The organism is Carnobacterium sp. (assembly GCF_049673005.1).
Taxonomy (GTDB): Bacteria; Bacillota; Bacilli; order Lactobacillales; family Carnobacteriaceae; genus Carnobacterium_A.
In genome coordinates this window covers 1-17,066 of record NZ_JBATXB010000056.1, presented here as the reverse complement: position 1 = coordinate 17,066, position 17,066 = coordinate 1, and the positions used below count along the sequence as shown (strand labels likewise).

Genomic DNA, 17,066 nt, shown 5'->3' with positions numbered 1-17,066 from the left:
GGAAATAAAAATTCTTTCCCCTTCTTATCAGATGAAGCAAACGAAGTGCGGTAGGCATTACTTCATGAAGGTAAAATACTTTGACCAGGTATCATTATTTTTTTCCAACAATAGATTGACACTATCATAAATGCTAGTCCACTTCACAATTATAATAAACATGATATAATATAACTGCATCTATATTATAGGCTCTGGACACTGTTATCGCAGTGGCTAGAGTTTTTTCATTTGGAAATTACTTTACTAATAATATATGTAATTTAATTATACCTTAATTAATTCTTAAAAAAACATTTTTTTCATCTTAACTGAGATTCACGACCTTATCCACTTGTTAAAATATAAACTATAAAAAAAATTATAAAAATATCACTTCATTTATAATGCCGAAAAGAAGATTGTATATTAATTTTGCACCTCTTAGTGGGAGCAGTAAAATAGAAACACGATACGTTGAAATAATTGTAAGCCGGTGTGGAAAATTGATCATTCTAAGCCATCTTACAATCTTTTAAATTTACGCAAAACTGCTGCCTTAGTATAGTGAACTGTTTAGTAGATAAGTGTGTCCGTTTGTTGACACAATTATAAAAATGTTTTCTTGAGTGTTGTTTTCAAATTAACTCCTTATAGACACTTTATGATACAATTAAATTATAAAATAATTAGAATGAAATAAGATAAAGCCACTGTTATTCTAATGTTGATAGATTTTCAAATGTTTGATTTTAATGAATACAAGCATTCTTAGGTTATGCTATGTGAATTTACCGCTGTTTATTGAGAATGCATGAGCATCAATACACCACGGAATTTACATGGTTTTTTTTTATTTAAAATGACCTATAATTAAGTAAAAGGTAGGTTAAACAAATAAAGTACATTAAATTGCTTTTCATTAGAAGATAAGCAACTATGAATGTATTTAGGGAGGTGATAAGAGTATGAGGTCAAAAGGGATTAAAATTGGATTTCTCTTTTTTATTGGATTATTATTATTTTTTTTATTAAGACCTTTAGTTTCTGAGACACCAGAGAAAACAAAAATTGTTGTTTTTGGTCTTGGAAAAGCAGACAGTATTTATATAGAAAGTGGAAATGAAACAATCTTAATCGATACAGGCTTAAAATCAACTAAAGAAGAATTAGCATTAAAGCTACAAGCATTAAGAGTAGAAAAATTAGATTACCTAATCTTAACTCACCCAGATAAAGATCATATAGGCGCTGCGTCATATATCTTAGAAAAATTTGAAGTTGGCGAGCTCATTCAGTCCAATCATTTCAAAGATACTAAAAGGGAAGCTCGAATTCAAAAGGTTATAGATGAAAAAGACATTAAAAATATCCGACTAAAAGAAGACTTAACAGTTGAATTAGGTACATTGAAGGTCTCTATTATTTCTCCCAAAAAAAATGAGTACAAAGGAGATAACGATTATTCTTTAATCACGTTAATAGAAGATGAAAATCTGAATTACCTTTTTGCTGGAGATGCTGAAGAAAAATTATTAGAAGAAACGTTAGAAGTTGATCTTCCTAAGATAGACTTATATAAAGTAGCGAATCATGGTAGAAAAAATCCGAACTCAAAAAAATTTATAGAAAAAATATCCCCCAAACTATCTGTTATTACAAATTTTAAAGAGGATAGTGAGGTAGAGGATATATTGAAAAAACAAGGTTCCACTATTATTTATGCGTTTGAAAAGGATATCCATTTCTTTAGTGATGGGAACAAAATAGAATATAAGTAGGAGGATATGATGGCTGATAAAACGCTTAGGGTTTCTAGAGTGGAGTTAAAGCACCACATTAATTACTTTCAATACCTCTCCCTATCCCATAAGCTTGCAAATGTTTTAGTTGCAGATAAGCACAATGGTGTCAGAGGTTACACAATAAGATCTCTTTATTTTGATGATTTTGGAAACAGTGATTTTTATGAGAAACTTGCTGGAATCGAAAACCGCAAAAAAATTAGATTACGCGTTTATAGTCCAAATGATAAGCAAGCAAAACTTGAGATAAAAAGAAAGTTTGGCGATAGTCAAGAGAAAAAAACAGTGTTAATAGATAAAGCGGATGCAGAAGAACTCATTAAGCAAAATTATGAAGTGCTTAGAAAATATGATTCTGAAACAGCTCAGTCTATTTATCATATTATGAAATTAAATAGGCTTAGACCCGTTGTTTTAATAGAATATAGAAGGAAAGCTTTTATCCATCAGATGAACAATATAAGAGTAACTCTTGACAATGATATTAGATCAAATGAAGTTAACTTTGGATTATTTGATGAAAAAGTCGTTATGATACCGACAGATGATTACGATACAAATATTTTAGAAGTAAAATACAACAATTTTATATTTAAATACATTACCGATATATTTTCACCTCTTGATCTTGAAAGACAATCGTATAGTAAATATATGGTTTCTCGAGGAATATTTGAAAGATATATGGGATAAAGGGGATAAATTAGATGAAAGAAGTTCTTTATAATTTACTGTATGAAAATTCAACAACGGTTTCACCACTATTTGTAGTTCAAAATATGAGCGTAGCCCTTGTATTAGCACTTATCGTATGTATAACGTATAAGATAACGTATAGCGGTGTGTCTTATAGTAAAAAGTTTAATACCTCGTTACTAATGATGAGTCTAATCACAACGATGGTCATGAGTATATTAGGCAGTAGTTTAGCTTTATCTTTAGGTATGGTAGGGGCTTTATCCATAGTGAGATTTCGTACAGCCGTTAAAGATCCAAGAGATACAACGTATATATTTTGGGCTATATCAATTGGTTTAGGTGCTGGGTCATCTAATTATTACATTATTATTATTGGTACAATATTTGTTGCAATCATTACTGTAATTGGAGATATTACGTTTAAAGGAAAAGAAGTGTACTTAGTGATAGTAAGAGGAGATTTAGGTAGCTTAGAACAGGTAAGATCGGCTTTGTTTAATACGTATAAAGCGGGTAAACTCAGAGCCGAAACAATAACTGACGATTATGCAGAGGTTGTTTATCAAGTTATGTTAAAGAATAATAACTCCATTGGTGAATATGAAAAAATCAAGGAAATTGAAGGTGTACATTTCGTAAATATGGTTTCTAGAGATGGTGAAACATTAGGATGAAGCATACAAAATTTGTTAAGAAAAAAGGAAAGATGCGTACGTTACTGTTTTTAGCTTTTATGATAACTGGTTTTCTTTTAATTCTTAATTTGTATTTAAGTCCCCCTGATGAAAAAAATGAGGTAGTAGAAGCGAATGAGTCTGATGTTACTGAAATGACAGTGGATAAAAAAAATAACTTGCCAATCATGGTAATAGATACAAATGGACAAACAATTGATTCTAATCTTGAAAAAAAAGAAGTAGAAATAAATGGAATAGAAAGAGACGTTTTTCAGTCTTCTGAAAAATATCAAGTTAGTATGAAGCTATATGAACCCAATCTATCTGGCCATACGATTATAAATAAGAATGCCAAACCAACAGTTGAATCAAATATGGTTATAAATGTAAGAGGGCAATCCTCTTTAAGGTATAAGAAAAAGCAATATACGATAAGACTCGTAGATGAATACGATTTGAAAAATCCTCAAGAATTGCTAGGAATGGCCATTCATGATAAGTGGGTTTTGAATGGTATGTATAGTGACAAGAGTTTAATTAGAAACTATTTATCCTACAAAATGGGAAGAGATACTATGGAATACGCCCCAGATACAAGGTTTGTAGAGCTTTATATGAAAACAACGGATAAAGAGATAAATATTCAAGATGATTACATGGGAGTCTATCTTTTAACGGAAAAGATTGAGCGAGATGAAAATAGAATTGCTATCGATAAGAATAATGATAAATACAAAGATATTAGCTTTATTGTTTCTAGAGACAAAGTAAAGTATGAAGATACTGTATTAAAAAGCGATTGGAATAAGTTAGAAGATGACTTTATAATTGATGAAAACAACAATATTAAAGCAAGGACTGTTTTTACAACAACGTATCCAAGTAAAAGCAATATGACTGAATTGTATGAAAAAGGGATTATAGATTATATTAATAAGTTTGAGTATTCATTAAGAGCTAGCAATTTTGATGATAAAAGAGAAGGTTTTAGAAAATATATAGATGTTGATTCATTTATAGACTATGCCATTATAAATGAAATTACAAAAAATATTGATGGAGGTGAAGTAAGTACCTACTTTTACAAGGATATAGGAGGTCTTCTTACTGCAGGCCCTATCTGGGATTTCGACCAAAGTTTAGGCAACACTCCACTAGAAGAAGTAAATGAGCCAACAGGTTTTCGTATGGTAAACGTTATTTGGTACGAAAGATTATTTCAAGATGAAGATTTTGTAAAGAGATACAAATCGAAATATAGACAATATAGAAATACAATCTGGTCAGATAAAAATATTGATAATTTAATTGATGAAGCCTTGCTTGAACTAGGTCCTAGTGCAGATAGGAATAGAAGGAAATGGTATCTACAAGATTCTAAACAAGATTATGAAAAAGAAGTTGAAGACATAAGAGTTTTTTTGAAAGAGAGATTTTCTTGGATGGATGAAAATATGAATCTTTTAAATAGAATCAAAGAAAATGCTATAGAATAGGTGATATAAGTGAACATTAGAAAATTTACTCTCATCTCCATAACCTCACTGATACTGATAGCTCTTTTATCTTTACTTTCTTATCAAAGGTATTTTTCCAATAAACTAGGAACAGAAACGGAAAGTCTATCTAATTATTCCAGGATTGTAAAGACCGATGGAAAAGATATAAAAATTTATAAAGACTCTAAATGGGAAACTTTTGAGTTAAAAGGAGTTGAATTAAATTCTTTTAAACCAGGACATAGTAGATTTGAGACGAGTACCCCTAAAAATGAAATAATAAACTGGTTAGATGAAATAGGAGAAATGAATGCAAATGTCATAAAAATCCCATATATCCAATCTCCTAGCTTTTATAATGCTATTTATGACTACAATTTAAATAGAGAGAACCCCATTTATGTCATGCACGAGATTATGTTGGATGAAAAAGCAGTGTTAAAAAGCTACGATGCCTTTGATAAAAAGATTCTTAAAAATTTAAAAAAAGATATAAAGAAAACAATAAATGTAATAAATGGGCAAGCGCTAATTATGAGTAATAAACGAAGTCATAGAGGTCTTTACCTTAAAGATATTTCTAAGTACAATTTAGGTTTTATAATTGGAACAAACACGAATCCGGAAATTGTAACACTTACAAATGAAAAGTACAAAGAAAAAAATGAGTACAAAGGAGAGTACTTTTCAGTTAAAGAAGGTAGTGCGTTCGAAGTTTTTATAGGGGAAGTATTAGATTTTTCTGCCAAGTATGAGATTGAAAAGTATGAAAAATCAAGTCTGTTATCTTTTTTAGTATCCGCCGAAACAGATTTGTTTGAATACAAACATGAATCTAATTTAACAAAACATGCGAATATAAATATCGAACACATTTTACCAAACCAAGGCAATAACTTGTTTGTTAGTTATAGATACCATCCAAGTTCGTTAGATTTTTTAGAATATGAATATTCGGAACTTGAAAAAACGCTAGAAAATGATGGTTCTGTAGCTAAAAAACATTTAGAGAGGTTAACTAATTTTTATAAGTCACCCGTAGTTATTTCTGACACAGGTATCTCATCTTCTAGAGCTAAATCAAAGGTAGACCAAAGTGATGGTTTTGATAGAGGAGGATTTTCAGAAAAAGAACAGGGAGAAAGAATCGTAGATTTATTGGAGAAAATAGACTCATCAGGTGCTGCAGGAACAATAGTAAGTTCTTGGCAAGATGACTGGACAAGATTAACAAGCTTTAGTTTGGTTGAAGATTATTTAGATCTAAATAATTCAAGTTATTGGCATGATTTACAATCTAGCGATGAAAGTTTTGGATTTTTGAAGTTTGAATCTGGGGAAAAAGATGATCAAGTATACCTTGATGGGAAATTTTCGGATTGGAAGGAAACAGAGACAATCTTAGCAGAAGATAAGATAAATCTTAAAGTAAAAAGTGACTTATCTCATCTCTATCTATTGGTAGAGAAAGAAAACTGGTCATTAACAGAAGAGTTACTTTATATTGGGTTGGATATTACTCCTTTAAGTGGGTCCACCAAATGGGTAGATGAAGCTGAATTTACTACTAATGCAGATTTTGTAATAAAATTACAAGGATACAATGAATCTAGAATAGTAGTCAATGAAAGATACAATCTGTTCAATTATCTCTATAAATATTATGCTAATATAATAGAAAAAGAAAGCGATATACCTAATAAAGAAAGTGATAAATTTGATGCTATTTATTTATTGAATAGAAAGAAATTTTATTTAAAAGATAGCGATCAAGTATTGTTTCCAATTTATTATGAAACAGGCAAATTAACCTACGGAATAGATAATCCGACAAATGAAGAATTTAATTCTAAAGCAGACTTTAATAAAGAAGGAGACAAAGTTGAAATTAAGATTCCATGGTCTTTATTAAACGTAAAAGACCCCTTACAAAGAAAAGCTTATGGAGATTTTTATAAAGATGGCGTAGATAGTCAGCAAAAATTAGAGAAACTAGGATTTTCTATCAATTATAAAGAGAACGGAAAAAATAGTGTGACAAAAGAATCGTTCTATACTATAGAAAAAACGAAAACAATAGATTATTTTGAAAGATTAAAAGATTCTTACTATATAGTAAAAGAGTATTGGGATGAAAACCCTGAATAAAATAAAAAGTAAAGGATGTGAACGTTATGACCGTTTATACAGCCTATTTCAGTTTCATCATGTTTGTATTGCTATTACTCTTAATAAATTCCTATTTTTTAATCTCATTAAATGTTGAAAAAAGAAAACACAAAAAAATAGAAAAACGAAAAGAGGAAATCAAAGAAACCTTTGTCTCTATTCTTGAAAAGAAAGAAGCGAATAGAATAGATGAGGTAAATAAACTCAGGGATAACTTTAATAGGAAAACAGATATCCAAGCATTTCATAAAGCTGTGAGAGAATACTATGAGTCTAGCGACTATAAAGATGAACTGTCAGACTTGTTAGAAGAAGTTGTAGACATTAACAAGATAGTTAAAAGTGGAGTTGTCAGAAAAGAGTACAAAGAGAGTTATGCCTTGTATTTACTTTCTGAATTTAAAATGGGAAATAAAGAAACTGGCGATTTTGCTTTATCTTCTCTTGATAAAAAATCTTTGCATATTCGAAATAATGCTTTGAACGTTATAAATAAGAATAATGATCTAACGATTATGATGAAAGCAATTGATTTAATAGACAGTAAAGAACATTATTTTAATGACAAAACCATTATAGATTTTTTGGATAATTATAAAGGAGATAAAGATGCACTAGACAATGCTTTGTATCTAAATATGAATACGTATAATACAAATCTAAAAAAAAATATTATCAGTCATTTTATAAACATAACTGATGGAACACAAAAAATAAAAGATAGAATGCTAGATTATATTCAAGAGTCTAGTGAAAAAGAAATAGTTATTTCGAGTACTAGATATTTCAATAAAATTATTGATCAAAGAGCTGTAAAATATATACTGAATAATATGGAGAGTGAAGACTGGGAAGTAAGGGCAACAAGTGCCAGAGTGATTTGTAACTATCCAGGTGAGCAGGTTATAGAGAAACTCAAGCAGACACTTAAAGATGAAAACTATTACGTTAGATACAATAGTGCAGAATCATTTTTAAAATTAGTAGATGAAAAAGCTGTTATAGAAGAAGCAGTAAAAAATGAAGATCGTTTTACAAGGGATATACTGTTGTATGCCATGAATACCAGAGGCATAATAACAATCGAAGATTATGAGAATCTAGTAATCAAAAGTAAAGAGGCTGAAAATATGGAAGGAGTTGCTTTGATATGAACATAGTTGATATCATCTATGCGATTAACGTATTTTTCTTTTTTTATATGTTTCTATATGCATTAGTATTTTTCGCAACAACAATTTTTTCAGCATTCAACTTAGATGATTTTTTTAAGAGGAAAAATCATATGAGCCAAACAGTCATAAATAATCGAGCTAATTTTATCCCGATATCTATTTTAGTCCCAGCGTATAATGAAGAAGTTACAATAGTAGACAGTATAAATTCTCTGTTAAACCTAGACTATCCAGCCTATGAAATAATCATTGTAAATGATGGCTCAAAAGATAAAACGGTAGAAACTGTAATAAAAAGTTTTAATTTAAAGAAAGTTTCAAAACCTTATCGAAGATTAGTTGAATCTAATGAGGCCTTAGGAATGTATGAAGGCGGAGAAAATGTTAAAATCATTTTGGTCGATAAAGAAAATGGTGGCAAATCAGATGCTCTTAATATGGGAATCAATATAAGTTCGTTTCCGACATTCTTATGCGTAGATGCAGACTCAATGTTACAAGTCGATGCTCTTCAACGTATTGTAGAGCCGTTTTTAGAAGACGATACAACGGTAGCAGTTGGAGGGAATATAAAAATTTCAAACCACGTAGTCATTGATAAGGGTAAGGTTTTGGATGTAGAAAGTCCGAAAAAAGCTTTAGTTATCTTCCAAATGATAGAATATCTTAGAGTGTTTTTAAATTCTAGAATATCTTTAAATGGCATAAACGGGAATTTAATTATTTCTGGTGCCTTTGGTCTATACAATAAACAGGCAATAGTAAATATTGGCGGATATACAAATGGACTAATGGGAGAAGATATGGAGATTATAATGAAAATTCATTCTTTCTATAGGAAAAATAAAATCCCATATAAAACCTCTTATGTACCAGATGCCATTTGTTGGACGCAAGTGCCAGAAGACCTAAATACGCTTAAAAGACAACGAAGAAGATGGCATGTGGGTCTTGGACAGAGCCTGAAAATGCATAAATATATGTTTTTAAATCCTAAGTATGGATTAGTTGGGATGATATCATTCCCTTACTTCCTTTTATTTGAATATATAACACCATTCTTAGAGGTTCTAGGTATGGTAACCATTACCTTATCTTACCTACTTGGGATTATAAATTTAAATTTCTTTTTCCTTTATCTGCTTGTCTATATGGGCTATAACATAATTGTTTCTATGATATCTATAATTATTGAAAGATACATGTTTAGTGCTACTACAAGTACAAGACTCACATTAAAACTTGTTTTTTATAGCATCTTAGAGTCTTTTGGGTACAGACAAATGATGTCCCTTTTTAGAATTGGAAATATATTTAAACGTAGCCACCAATGGGGAGAAATGACACGAAAAGAGGGCAAAAAAGTAGAAGTTGATCCTAGTATCGAAGTGACAGAGTAAAAATAAAACGACTGAACTTACCAAAACACTCGACAAGCTTAAAACTAACAGGACTAAATAAAAAGTCATTCAAAAAATTAATTTTTTGAATGACTTTTTGCTTGTCCTTAAAAGGCTATTTCTTTAATTTTTAGACATTTCTAGTATAATAGAAGTAGGATAAGTTCGTTGGCTTTAAATAAACTACTCGAAGAATAGGTTATATTTATAAGAATTTGCGTTATATTTCTTGACATTTCAAATGAGTTTGATAAAATTACACAAACAACTTTATGCTAAGTTAATAAGCAAATTTTTAATTCGTTAACAAATTGCCGAAAGATAGCGCTACCATTTAAAGGGGTTAGATTAATTTATTCTAATACGAACTTTTTGAGAGGCTATAAAGATAAAGCTAGTTAAGTGAATAAATCAATGAGGAGGCAATTATGACTAAAGTACATGAATTAAAAGCGACGGTTGATACTGTAAAATGGGGATATTATGATAATTCTTGGGAACCAGTTCTAACTATAGAATCAGGCGATTTAGTCGATATTGAAGCGTTGAATCATCAATCAGGAGATGCACCTGATTTATTGTTTGATGATGCCATTAAGGAAATATATGATGTTGTAGAAAGAGATATGGGAGATCATATTATAACAGGTCCTATCTACGTCAACAATGCTGAACCAAATGATATTATTGAAATGAAAATTATCGAAACAAAACCAAGAATGAATTACGGTTCAAATGTGCTAGCCAATTGGGGTAATTTATCAACTAGTTTTAATCGTGAAGAATCTATATTTATCTATGAAGTGGATCCAGAGAAAGGAATAACGTATCCAATTTTTACGTATCCTTATCCGAGACCCATAAATGCACCAGGGCTTATCACACCTCCAGGATCGGTTGAAAGAACGCCTATTACTGAAAAGTTAACTATTCCATTAAATCTATTTTTTGGTGTTGCAGGAGTATTACCCGCGCGAAATGGAAAAGTACATTCTCTTCATCCTTTTGATTTCGGTGGAAATGTCGATAATAAAAATTTTATAGTAGGAACTTCAATGTTTTATAAAGTGCAAGTAGAAGGAGCAGGAGTTTATGTTGGAGATAGTCACTTTGCACAAGGAGATGGTGAGCTAAGTGGGACTGCTATCGAAGGTAGCTTGAATGGTCGTATTCAAATTATTCTTCATAAGGATAAAAAACTATTTAAAAATCCAATATTAGAGTCAGATGAATACTGGGAAACTCATGGGTATGGACATACATTAGATTTAGCAAATAGAGAAGCGGCATTAGAAGCTGTTGATTTTCTTACACATCGCTTTGATATATCTAGAGAACTGGCTTACTCTACTCTTAGTGTTAAAGGGGATTTCCATGTTACACAGGTTTCAAATGGTATTGTTGGCATTCATTGTAGGATGTTAAAAGATGCCTATAAAAATTTAGAAGTGAATAAAGAGTCTATTTAAATCAACTATGTCAAACGACAGTTGTATGTAGTAAATAAAAGAGTCCATTAAAAAATCTTGAGTCCATTATATATGGATTTGAGATTTTTTTGTTTTATTTAATTGAAATCATATTTCTTGGCATTATGACTAATTCGTAATAAGATGAGATTACTGTTATGGGGTTCAACTGATGAAATAAAAAAAGAGTTGTAGAAGTTGCAACAGTTTTTTATTAAAGAAATTTGGTAAGAAGTCAGGTAATATTTTTTATGAGGAAGCTAGTACGTTAACGGCTTCAATAAGTTTTGAACGGTTTAGTTGCAGTCAAAGATACCAGCGGATCTAGGAAGAAATAGACTAAGTAAAAAAATTCGTACATAGAAAACGGAGGATATTTAATGGCAAAATTAGTGATTGATTTCGATAAAATTGACGAGAAGAGCAGAATGAAGCTTGTAAAAGGAAGTATTATTCCACGTCCAATTGCTTGGATTACTACCCTAAATGAGAATGGAAGTGTTAATTTAGCACCTTTTAGTTATTTCAACGCAGTATCTCCAACGTTAGTGATTGTATCTTTTCAAAGAAATGGCGATAAACAAAAAGATACGTTTTTAAATATTATAAGAGAAAAAGAAGCTGTAATTCATATTGTGAACGAGTCTCTTATTGAGGAAATGGATAGGTCTTCTAGTCCATTAGAAAGAAATAAAAGCGAGTTAGAGCTAACGCATTTAAATGTAAGTCCTAGTATGAAAGTTAAAACACCAGGGATAGAAGAAGCGCTTATTCGTTTTGAAGTTGTATTAGAAGAATCGCTAACGTTAAAAAATTATGACAAGACTGAGGCTGAAGCTGATTTAGTTGTTCTAAGAGTGATAGGTTCTGTTATAGATGAAACCGTTTATGATTCAACTAAAGGATATGTATTGTCTGATGTTTTACAATCAGTAGCTCGTTTGGGCGGAACAGAATATGCGACAATTAAAAAAATTCCTTTTAAAAGAGAATTTTAATTAAAAAAGGAACACTCTGATTTTAATCCAAATCAGAGTGTTCCTTTTTACTATTTTCTTACCCTCTTTAAGTCATTTACTTGCCATTCACGTTCAAGGGTAATCGCGTTGATATCGTTAGAGTAGAGTAATCCAATTGTTTTTATTGCATAATCGGAGGCTATCATAGCATGTTCCTTCACATGCCCGCTGCTAACGGCTTGTCCAGCGGATCTTAAAGCTGTTTTTGTTATTTCTGAGTCACATTTCTGAGCTAGTTTATGAATATTAAAACTAGCTTGTCTAAGGTCAGATAGGCTAGCATTATTTTTTTGCCAGTTTTCATTTTCTTTAAAGCCGTCAATCAGTTCATCTATTGAATTATAATCAATCTTAGCGTGAATCAAGACGTGCTTCGCAAGAGCTAATCCCCACTTGGCTACAGTTACTTGATCTGTTTGTTCATATAAATGATTGATTTCTTTCCTTAATTCACTATTATCAATTATTTTTAGTTTAATAGTTGTCACTAGAAAGTACCTCCTAATTTAAACGAGGATAGCCTGAGCAAGAAGTTTATCAAATTTACGAATATCTATTCCTTTTTTTAAATTGATTTTAAGATGTCCTGCTTTTGTCCATAATTCTACTTCGGAATTAAAATCAACTAGTTTTCCTGAGTTTTCTGTAGACCACATCGTAATAGAAGAATAAGGTAGAGAATAAATTTCTATTTTTTTCCCAGTAATCCCTTGAGCATCTCTAATAATTAATCGTTTATTTGTAAATGTTGCTTGGTCTCTGATCGTCTTGTATGTTGCGATTGCCTCTTCTCCATCTACGAGTAAATCAGTGATATCATTTGATACAGAACATTCTTCAATGAAAGTCCAAGACAAATTCATTCCTGTTTCGGCCATTTTTTTCCTCCGTTTTTGTATTTTATTCTTTAAAATTTAAAGCATTAAAAAACAATATATTTTTATAGAGATTCGTTAATGATCAGACTCACCAGACATTTCTTTTGCTAGTCCGCCATCATCATGAACATCTAGGGAATCTATTTTTCCTTTTTCTTGTGTGCATTCGGCTTTACCCATCATCGTTGTCTTTTTTTCTTCTCCATCATGAGTCGTATAAGTAATCTCTGCTTCAAAACGGTAGCGATTAGGGTTATCGTTATCTTGCTCGATAATCACTTTTTCAACAGTTGTTAAGTATCCTGATTGTTCTGCTAACATGGGGTAGACAGAAGCTGTACTGGATACAAATTTCTCGTAGCCATATTTGGTGAATTTATCGCCATATCTTTCTTGTAGCAATTTTTCAATTCCATTATCTTGATTTTTTAAAGACAGACTTTCGCTAGAGGAGATATCTCCAATATAAGTAGCATTTCCAGAATCATTTATTTCAACCATTAGTTCTTCATCAGGAAGAGTGAAAGCTGTTCTTATGACAGATTCTATAGCTTCTTTGTTTGTATCTTTTGTAGGTGAGCAGGCTGCAGTAAAAATGAGTAGTAAACCAAATAATATCATTAAATGTAATGGCTTTTTTGCCATTTTTTCCAAATGAATTCCTCCTTCTAATTTTTTTCTATCAAATTTTTCTGAAAACAACTGTTTTATTTATAGTTTAAAAATGAAAGTAGTAGCTAGATAATAAGTAATCATTCTTGTATTTAACGGCTAATTTTAAAAGCATTCCTTTGACAGCATTAATCGAATACGTTCCCTTTTTAAAAGATTCTATATAAGAAGCGTATTGATTTCGCTCTTTTTCTGTAGCGCTCTCTTTAAAATATCCCCAAACATGTGATGCAGCGTTTATTCTCGTTCCTTCACTTGGTTCTATCAATAGGGCTTGGTCGATTAAAGAATAAAACTTTATGATAGGATAAGCTTCTTTATCTTTTAGGAGAGTCCTTATTTCATTGTATAGTGTAGGATCATGTTCAAGAATATTGTATTTATACTTAGCCCATTCTTTTTCTAAATTTGAGATTTTCTTATTGGGTGTAATTAAGTTAGCAGCTTTAATAGCAGATAAATTTTTATCTTTTACTTCTAACATAATATCAACATCAGGAATGCTATTTATGAACGCATTGAATACTTCTAAATCAATTGTTTTAGAATGGCTACCCGCTCTCTTTAATTTTGCTCCTTGAGAGTAATGAATCTTTTGAGTGCCATCTTCAGTTTTCCAAGTTTGATTGGCTACGGTTATAAAATAATGATCGTCTTTAGACAGATCAAAAGGAAGAACCTGGTTGTGTAAATTGTCATAGATAACAGGAATTTGATTGGTTAGTCCAATGGCTAACACATCTCCTATATGATAAGATTTATCGTCATTTTCAATAACTAATCTGTCTTTAATAGCTTGACTTAAAAGATGGTAATTTTTTTCAAATCTAGCAATAGCTGTTTCTTTATCTCCATAAACTCCACCAATATGAAGGATGATTTTACTAGATTTAGCCGTTTCTAAAGCAGTTAAAAAACGAGTATGGTAAGCAAGATCGTCAATGGCTCTTTTAACAACCTCCTCATTGGGCGAATTTAATACAGTGTATTGTCCAGGATGCATAGATACTCTAATAGCATTTATTTTTAATTTTTCAGCAATAAGATGAAACTCTTCTTTAAAAATTTCCTCCCATGAAAGGGTATTTACTGGACTTGAGCCAAAAGGAATAATGTCAGAACTAATTCTAAAGTGCGTGATTCCCATACTACTATTGTAATCAATAATTCGATCTAAAGTATCGAGGTTGTGCTTTATGAGTGTAAGTAAATGTTCTTTGGTAGCTGTTTTAAGTGTACACGTTCTAAAGTTCGTATTGTATACCCCAAGCGTTAAGCATGCGTAGCCAATTTTCATAGAATTCTCCTTTTATAAAGACTTTCTTTTATATTGTATCATAAGAAGCTTAAGTAAGTTAAAGTGGAGACTGAATAATAGACTAGCTAAATAAAAAAGAAAGAAGTAAAAAATAAGGTACTACATAAAAAAAAGAGTAGATTTCTCTACTCTGAAAAAGTTAACTTTTTTAAGCACAATAAAGTTAGTATATTCAACAATTTATTTACTATTAATTGAACCAAATAGCGCATTCTCGTTCAGCGCTTTCTATTGAATCGGATGAATGAACAGTGTTTTCAGATAAGCTTATTCCATAAAGAGCTCTAATCGTATTGTCACCAGAGTCTGCAGGATTAGTTGTTCCATTCAATGTTCTTACTCGATCAATGGCGTTATCGCCTTCTATTGTAAGAGCAACAATGGGACTTCTTGTTAGATAAGAAACCAAACTTTCAAAAAAAGGTTTGCCTTTATGTTCCTCATAGTGTATTTCTGTAGTCTCTTTAGAAGCTGTTACCAACCTCATATTAGTTATTTTCAGACCATTTCTTTCATATTCTGATAGGATTTTCCCAATCAAATTTCTTTCTACTGCATCTGGTTTTATTAAAACCAATGTTTTTTCGTTCATTTTATGAAAACCCTCCCAAATATATAGTAATAAGATTCTAACATGTTTTGGTTAGTTTGTGTAGAAATAATAAAAAATGATAGTGTCAATCTATTGTTGGAAAAAAATAATGATACCTGGTCAAAGTATTTTACCTTCATGAAGTAATGCCTAACGCACTTCGTTTGCTTCATCTGATAAGAAGGGGAAAGAATTTTTATTTCCCCTTCTTATCAGATCCATTGAAAATCTTTATTTTCCACGTAAACCTTTTAGTACAATACTCAGTTGTGTTTTTTTACTTTTTGATAATGCTGGGAGATTACCAGTGACGTTTTGAAATTGTTGACTATATTTCCGATTAACTCGTCTATCTAGTTTTTCAATAGTTGTTTGATAGGCAAATTCTTTTCGTTCCTTCTCAAGTCCTTCTTTTATATTTCCACCATTAAGATCGTATGCTCTTAGCTTCGCAATATGTTCAGCCCCTGTTAGACTCCAGCCTAAGGGTCTAGAACTTAATCGTGCAGATAAAACATGGCTCACGTGACCTTCGGCACTGCATCCAAAATAATCTGGGTTCTTTTGATTTTGAATAGCCGTCCAGTGTCTAAAAATATACCTTTTAGATTCTACTAATGCGATTCTCTCTGAATCTTTTAATTCATCATCTAATCTTGTTTGATAAAATAAGTGGAGGAGCTCTTTTTGACCGTTTAGTATCCATCCGTAAAGAATAGAGAACCACTCTTGGTGAGCCACACAGGCTTTTTTTATATACTTTATTAAATGAAAACTATCTAAGATAAATGTACTGTTGGGAATGATGTTAGCTCCAGATTTAATCCAGGGAGCTCCATCTCCAGAAAGGTAGATGTGTTTTACTTTTTCCAGATCATAAGCTTCATCAAGGTAGTCCAATACGGAGAACCATAACGCTTCATTATCTGGATAAAGCCCAGTAAAGTAACGTTTTCCCTCTAACTCTATTCGCTTAGTTGAACCGGTTGTTTTTTTCCGGCCTTCATAAACGTACACGAGTTTCATAAATCGATTTTTCCCATCTTGGTAGGCAACATGATCCTCATCTGCCTCAATATACAAGACATCCATTACTTTTTTCTGTGTGGCAATAGCGACTTCTGAAGGTTCTAAGACGTGTTTATGAACGACGTTCATAACAGCTGTACGACTTCGAATAGAAATATTCTTAAAGCTATCAATTGTCTTTTGATACGATTGATCTTTTACTCTGTTTAATATCTCAGCCTCTAATCCTAAGTCCATCCGACTATGAGGGGTTAGTTCTAGGTGATCATCTACTAAATAAGTATACTTTCCACTTAGTTTATTTTTATAATACGTTCTATTAAGAATAATATCTCCCATCGTTGTAGAAATCACTTTCTCATCATTTTTCCGCTGAATGTGCCAAGTTTGTTTTCTAACTGGATGTTGTTTCAAAGAATCATCTAAGTTTCCAATGAAATCCTCTACCAAAGCAATGCCAATTTGATTCATTGATTCTTGAACGTTAGAAATAAGGTCATGGAACGGTAATTCCTTTTTTTGTGTTAAATCTAAGTTTTCCACCATCATTTCGCTGATTTTTACGACTGCATACTGTATAATATCCATTAAGGAACAACTCCTGTTCTATGTTTTTAGTAGGTAAAAACAGTTTAACACAGGAGTTGTTTCTTTTTTTTCGTTTCCAACAATTACTTTACACTAAC

The 17,066-nt window shown here is 31.2% G+C and carries 15 protein-coding genes; 9 read left to right on the top strand and 6 right to left on the bottom strand.

Features of this window, described 5'->3' with window-relative positions; translation table 11 throughout:
- The first annotated feature begins 947 nt into the window (after nt 1–947).
- From WBF61_RS04810 to WBF61_RS04770, 9 genes are all read left to right on the top strand, one after another.
- Complete coding sequence (locus tag WBF61_RS04810; RefSeq protein ID WP_424254401.1) at nt 948–1,760, top strand: ComEC/Rec2 family competence protein; 813 nt, start codon at nt 948–950, stop codon at nt 1,758–1,760.
- 9 nt (nt 1,761–1,769) lie between these two features.
- Nucleotides 1,770–2,477: a polyphosphate polymerase domain-containing protein gene (locus WBF61_RS04805; protein WP_424254399.1), complete on the top strand. Its 708-nt coding sequence runs from the start codon at nt 1,770–1,772 to the stop codon at nt 2,475–2,477.
- A 14-nt stretch (nt 2,478–2,491) separates the two neighbouring features.
- Entirely contained in the window at nt 2,492–3,157 is a 666-nt protein-coding gene (locus WBF61_RS04800; protein ID WP_424254397.1) for a DUF4956 domain-containing protein, read from the top strand.
- Nucleotides 3,154–4,656, top strand: a complete 1,503-nt coding sequence (locus tag WBF61_RS04795) for a CotH kinase family protein (RefSeq protein ID WP_424254396.1) — start codon at nt 3,154–3,156, stop codon at nt 4,654–4,656. The genes WBF61_RS04800 and WBF61_RS04795 overlap by 4 nt, the downstream gene beginning before the upstream one ends.
- Before the next feature lie 9 nt (nt 4,657–4,665).
- Nucleotides 4,666–6,807: a hypothetical protein gene (locus tag WBF61_RS04790; protein WP_424254394.1), complete on the top strand. Its 2,142-nt coding sequence runs from the start codon at nt 4,666–4,668 to the stop codon at nt 6,805–6,807.
- Between the two features lie 26 nt (nt 6,808–6,833).
- Nucleotides 6,834–7,982: a HEAT repeat domain-containing protein gene (locus tag WBF61_RS04785; RefSeq protein ID WP_424254392.1), complete on the top strand. Its 1,149-nt coding sequence runs from the start codon at nt 6,834–6,836 to the stop codon at nt 7,980–7,982.
- Entirely contained in the window at nt 7,979–9,403 is a 1,425-nt protein-coding gene (locus WBF61_RS04780) for a glycosyltransferase family 2 protein (protein WP_424254390.1), read from the top strand. The genes WBF61_RS04785 and WBF61_RS04780 overlap by 4 nt, the downstream gene beginning before the upstream one ends.
- Before the next feature lie 428 nt (nt 9,404–9,831).
- Nucleotides 9,832–10,872, top strand: coding sequence for an acetamidase/formamidase family protein (locus tag WBF61_RS04775; RefSeq protein ID WP_424254388.1), 1,041 nt, complete (start codon nt 9,832–9,834; stop codon nt 10,870–10,872).
- Between the two features lie 380 nt (nt 10,873–11,252).
- Nucleotides 11,253–11,870, top strand: a complete 618-nt coding sequence (locus tag WBF61_RS04770; RefSeq protein ID WP_424254386.1) for a flavin reductase family protein — start codon at nt 11,253–11,255, stop codon at nt 11,868–11,870.
- Nucleotides 11,871–11,920: 50 nt separating this feature from the next.
- Here the strand turns inward: WBF61_RS04770 and WBF61_RS04765 are convergent, their stop codons facing one another.
- The 6 genes from WBF61_RS04765 to WBF61_RS04740 form a co-directional block, all read right to left on the bottom strand.
- Entirely contained in the window at nt 11,921–12,379 is a 459-nt protein-coding gene (locus WBF61_RS04765; protein WP_424254385.1) for a putative immunity protein, read from the bottom strand.
- Nucleotides 12,380–12,397: 18 nt separating this feature from the next.
- Nucleotides 12,398–12,769 (bottom strand): PH domain-containing protein, encoded by a 372-nt coding sequence (locus WBF61_RS04760; RefSeq protein WP_424254384.1) that lies wholly within the window; start codon nt 12,767–12,769, stop codon nt 12,398–12,400.
- Nucleotides 12,770–12,844: 75 nt separating this feature from the next.
- On the bottom strand, nt 12,845–13,423 hold the full coding sequence (locus tag WBF61_RS04755; protein WP_424254382.1) for a hypothetical protein: 579 nt from the start codon (nt 13,421–13,423) through the stop codon (nt 12,845–12,847).
- 64 nt (nt 13,424–13,487) lie between these two features.
- Nucleotides 13,488–14,738, bottom strand: a complete 1,251-nt coding sequence (uvsE, locus tag WBF61_RS04750) for a UV DNA damage repair endonuclease UvsE (RefSeq protein ID WP_424254381.1) — start codon at nt 14,736–14,738, stop codon at nt 13,488–13,490.
- A 211-nt stretch (nt 14,739–14,949) separates the two neighbouring features.
- Nucleotides 14,950–15,351, bottom strand: a complete 402-nt coding sequence (gene ndk, locus WBF61_RS04745) for a nucleoside-diphosphate kinase (protein WP_424254380.1) — start codon at nt 15,349–15,351, stop codon at nt 14,950–14,952.
- 231 nt (nt 15,352–15,582) lie between these two features.
- Nucleotides 15,583–16,968, bottom strand: a complete 1,386-nt coding sequence (locus WBF61_RS04740) for an ISLre2 family transposase (protein ID WP_424254378.1) — start codon at nt 16,966–16,968, stop codon at nt 15,583–15,585.
- Nucleotides 16,969–17,066: the final 98 nt, after the last annotated feature.

Excerpts from the sequence above, each read along its gene's own strand:
- WBF61_RS04810 (WP_424254401.1), top strand. The coding sequence starts at position 948 with ATGAGGTCAAAAGGGATTAAAATTGGATTTCTCTTTTTTATTGGATTA.
- WBF61_RS04805 (WP_424254399.1), top strand. The coding sequence starts at position 1,770 with ATGGCTGATAAAACGCTTAGGGTTTCTAGAGTGGAGTTAAAGCACCAC.
- WBF61_RS04800 (WP_424254397.1), top strand. The coding sequence starts at position 2,492 with ATGAAAGAAGTTCTTTATAATTTACTGTATGAAAATTCAACAACGGTT.
- WBF61_RS04795 (WP_424254396.1), top strand. The coding sequence starts at position 3,154 with ATGAAGCATACAAAATTTGTTAAGAAAAAAGGAAAGATGCGTACGTTA.
- WBF61_RS04785 (WP_424254392.1), top strand. The coding sequence starts at position 6,834 with ATGACCGTTTATACAGCCTATTTCAGTTTCATCATGTTTGTATTGCTA.
- WBF61_RS04780 (WP_424254390.1), top strand. The coding sequence starts at position 7,979 with ATGAACATAGTTGATATCATCTATGCGATTAACGTATTTTTCTTTTTT.
- WBF61_RS04775 (WP_424254388.1), top strand. The coding sequence starts at position 9,832 with ATGACTAAAGTACATGAATTAAAAGCGACGGTTGATACTGTAAAATGG.
- WBF61_RS04770 (WP_424254386.1), top strand. The coding sequence starts at position 11,253 with ATGGCAAAATTAGTGATTGATTTCGATAAAATTGACGAGAAGAGCAGA.
- WBF61_RS04760 (WP_424254384.1), bottom strand. The coding sequence starts at position 12,769 with ATGGCCGAAACAGGAATGAATTTGTCTTGGACTTTCATTGAAGAATGT.
- uvsE (WP_424254381.1), bottom strand. The coding sequence starts at position 14,738 with ATGAAAATTGGCTACGCATGCTTAACGCTTGGGGTATACAATACGAAC.
- ndk (WP_424254380.1), bottom strand. The coding sequence starts at position 15,351 with ATGAACGAAAAAACATTGGTTTTAATAAAACCAGATGCAGTAGAAAGA.
- WBF61_RS04740 (WP_424254378.1), bottom strand. The coding sequence starts at position 16,968 with ATGGATATTATACAGTATGCAGTCGTAAAAATCAGCGAAATGATGGTG.